Source organism: Sandarakinorhabdus limnophila DSM 17366, assembly GCF_945882885.1.
Lineage (GTDB): Bacteria > Pseudomonadota > Alphaproteobacteria > Sphingomonadales > Sphingomonadaceae > Sandarakinorhabdus > Sandarakinorhabdus limnophila_A.
In genome coordinates this window covers 1-3,244 of sequence record NZ_CAMCWT010000119.1, presented here as the reverse complement: position 1 = coordinate 3,244, position 3,244 = coordinate 1, and the positions used below count along the sequence as shown (strand labels likewise).

Genomic DNA, 3,244 nt, shown 5'->3' with positions numbered 1-3,244 from the left:
TTGAACGCAAGCACCTCTATTTCGATCTGATCGGCAACCTGCAGGGCAGTATCTTCGAAGCCGAACGCTTCCTCAATCACCCCCTGTTCGATTACGGCACCCCCGTCACCGGCAGCGGGGAGGGCCTGCGCTGGAGCTACAAACTCTCCGGCAAGGACCCGGTGGACCCCACCCGCGATCCCCACCTGCTGATCGATCATATCATGTTCACCCAGCGCCTCGTGGCGAAAGACACGCTCCCCAGCATCCGCGGCCGCGCCGGCCTGGTGGAACGCCATCCACGAACGCGTGAACGCGATGCGGCCTCGAAAGGTAGGGGAGACGAGCGATCACCGGCCGGTGTCGGTTTCGTTGACACTGGCGTAGAAAAGAGGGCCTCCGGCGGGCAGGGGCTGAGCCCCTGCCCCAACTTTCGTTTTAGGGCGGCCCATCCACAATAAGCGCCAGCATGACAGGTGAGGGGCCAAACAGGATCGAACGGGTGCAGGGTCTGCGACCCTGCCCGCCGGAGGCCCCTTCTTTAATCCTTCAACGCCGTCAGCGCTTCCACCGTCAGGATCTGCGGCAGTTCCGTCTCGCCGCCAGCCGGATCATAATAGACATAGACCGGCACACCAGCGCGCTTGTGTTCGGCGAGCCAGGCGGAGATGGCGGGATCGTTGCGGGTCCAGTCGCCTTCCATCACGGTGATGTCCTTGGCCTTGAAATAGTCGGCGACGGCCGCATCGGCCATGGCGCCTTTTTCATTGACCTTACAGGTGAGGCACCAATCGGCGGTCATGTAGAGGAACACCGGCTTGTTGGCCCCGCGCAGTTCGGCCAGCGTGGCAGGGGTGAACTTCACCGCGTTCAATTCGCTGGCGGCCGTTGTGGTGGCTTTGGCCGCGCCTTCGGGGGCAGCGGTGGGTACCAGCAGCACGGCGGCGACGATGGTGGCGATGCTCAGCGTTCCGGGAACGGCGAGGCTCTTGCCGCCGTACTGGCGGCTGCCCAACCACCACAGGAACAGGCCAAAGAGCAGCGTGCCGGCCAGGCCCATCGCCATGCCGTTGACGCCCACCTGCTGGCCCAGCACCCAGGCCAGCGCCAGCGCCGTAAGGAACATCGGGACGGAGAGGATGGCGCGCAGGCGGACCATCCACGCGCCCGGCTTGGGCAGGCGGCGGCGCAGGGTGAGGCTGAAGCCGATCAGCAGGAAGGGCAGGGCGAGGCCAAGGCCAAGGCCGGCGAAGACGGAGAGCGCCTGCACCGTGGGCAGCACCAGCGCGGCGCCCAGCGCGCCGGCCATGAACGGGCCGGTGCAGGGAGTGGCCACAAACGCCGCCAGTGCGCCGGTGAAAAAGGCGCCCGAGGCACCGCCGGAGCGGGCTTTCTCTTGCCCCAGATTGCCGGTGGTCAGGGTGACTTCGAACAGGCCCGCAAGGTTCAGCGCGATGCCGGTGACCAGCAGCAGCAGGAAAGCGATCACGCGCGGATCTTGCAACTGGAAAGCCCAGCCAACCTGCGAACCGGCCGCACGCAGCGCCAGCACCAGGCCGCCTAGCGCGGTGACAACGATGACGATGCCGGCGGTATAGGCCAGCGCTTCGGTGCGGGCTTCGGCCGGGCCGACATTGCCCTTGGACAGCGCAAGCGCCTTGAGACTGAGGATCGGGAACACGCAGGGCATGACGTTAAGGATCAGGCCGCCCAGCACCGCACCGAGCAGGGTCAGCGGCAATCCGGGGCCGTCACCACCGCCGGCCGCATCGTCGTTGCCGCCGGTGGCGGCCAGCGCCGCACCGGGGCCGTGCACGCTTCCTTCCTTGGCAGTGATGGCAAAACCCATCGGCGCCTCACCCGCCATCTCGACGCGCAGCACGCCGGTCATTTCGCCTTCGGGGCCGGGGGTGCCGGCGTCGGTCTCGATGCGCAGCGCGTCGCCGGCGATCGTGACCTTCTGCGGCGTTACATGGGTGATCACGGCGTCGCCGGTGGGGAAGAACCAGGCGCTCTTCACCTTGTCGAGGCCGGCCATCGGCACGCTCAGCACGAAACGCGTGCCGGCTTTCGCCCAGGTGGCGGTGGCGGCGAGCGCGCGCGGCAGGGCGGCGCGGCCTTCGGCGATCTGCGGCGCCATGGTGGCATCATCGACGCCGTCGCCCACCACCAACGGTAGCGACAAGGTGGCCGATTCCGGTACGCATTGTTCGTGGCTGCACACCAGCCAATCGACCTGCACTTCGATCGGGAGCGCGTTGCCTGCCGCAAGGCCAGCCGGCACGTCAATCTGAGTCAGCAGGATGTTCCGCTTTTCATAGACATGGTTCATCAGGCCCGACACGACCAGCGTGCCCGGCACCGGATATTGCAGCCCTGGCGGAGCCGACACGCCGGCCGGCAGCCGCCATTCCGCCCGCGTCGGCGCACCGGCGTCGCCGGGGTTCAGCCAATAGGTGTGCCAGCCGGCCTTGGGTGTGAGCACGATGCCCAGTTGCAATGGCTTGCCGGGGGCGGGCGCCCTGCTCTGCGCGATCAATTCCACCCGCGTGTGCGGCTGCTCAATGACCGGTGCGGCCAGCGCCGGCAGGGCAAGCAGGGCAAGGACGAAGGAGGCAAGGCTGCGAATCATGGCTGGCCTTGTGCCAGCGGCGCGCCGAAAGGGGAAGAGAAGCCCCGGTTGGCCATGACCAACCGGGGCTTTGGGTCGCAAGCTGCCGATCAGAAACCGATGGTCAGGCCCACACGGGCCGCACCGTCGCGATTGGGAACGGCAGTGAGATAATCGATGCCGTCCAGCGCCGCGATGCCGCGCACGGCGGCATTGCCGGCGGCCAAAACGCGTTGCTTGCCGAAATCGGTGAACAGATATTCGGCGCGCAAAGCCACGGCCTTGGTCAGGTTGAACTCGGAACCGCTGCCAACCGCATAACCGGTCTGGGTGTTCTCTACTTGAGCGAACCAGCCCAAACTCGGGTGCGCCATTCACCAGCACGGCCGCCGCCGCGTGGGTATCACCAATGGCCAAGCCGCCGGTAGTACAGATCAGCGCCTTTTCGCCCAGCTGACCTGACCCCCTGATTTCATCCAGCGGGGATTAGAGCCGGGCGGTTGTTTGACCCTGTCCCAGTTTTGTATCCGGCCAGAATGAGAGATCTGGCGCTTCATCGGCCGGGGTTAACCCCGGCCGATGAAGCAAATTCGGCCGGTGTCATGAACCCCAGTGACGTGTGAGGTCGGGTCTCATTGAAGTCCCGTCGCCACG

The 3,244-nt window shown here is 66.3% G+C and carries 4 protein-coding genes; 1 reads left to right on the top strand and 3 read right to left on the bottom strand.

Annotation, left to right across the window (positions count from 1 at the left end; translation table 11 throughout):
• Positions 1 to 440 (top strand): hypothetical protein (locus Q7O19_RS13450; RefSeq protein WP_303810993.1); only part of this gene is annotated, 440 nt, incomplete at its 5' end.
• An 80-nt stretch (positions 441 to 520) separates the two neighbouring features.
• On the opposite strand, the gene Q7O19_RS13445 is transcribed toward Q7O19_RS13450, so the two are convergent.
• The 3 genes from Q7O19_RS13445 to Q7O19_RS13530 form a co-directional block, all read right to left on the bottom strand.
• Entirely contained in the window at positions 521 to 2,611 is a 2,091-nt protein-coding gene (locus Q7O19_RS13445; RefSeq protein ID WP_303810992.1) for a protein-disulfide reductase DsbD, read from the bottom strand.
• Between the two features lie 89 nt (positions 2,612 to 2,700).
• Positions 2,701 to 2,964 carry an outer membrane protein gene (locus Q7O19_RS13440; RefSeq protein WP_303810991.1) on the bottom strand — a complete coding sequence of 88 codons (264 nt, stop codon included), beginning with the start codon at positions 2,962 to 2,964 and terminating at the stop codon, positions 2,701 to 2,703.
• A 179-nt stretch (positions 2,965 to 3,143) separates the two neighbouring features.
• Positions 3,144 to 3,244, bottom strand: a 101-nt coding sequence (locus tag Q7O19_RS13530; RefSeq protein WP_368491967.1) for an integrase core domain-containing protein, incomplete at its 5' end; no start/stop codon positions are given.

Coding starts and splice junctions, on each gene's coding strand:
- Q7O19_RS13445 (WP_303810992.1), bottom strand. CDS start 2,611: ATGATTCGCAGCCTTGCCTCCTTCGTCCTTGCCCTGCTTGCCCTGCCG.
- Q7O19_RS13440 (WP_303810991.1), bottom strand. CDS start 2,964: ATGGCGCACCCGAGTTTGGGCTGGTTCGCTCAAGTAGAGAACACCCAG.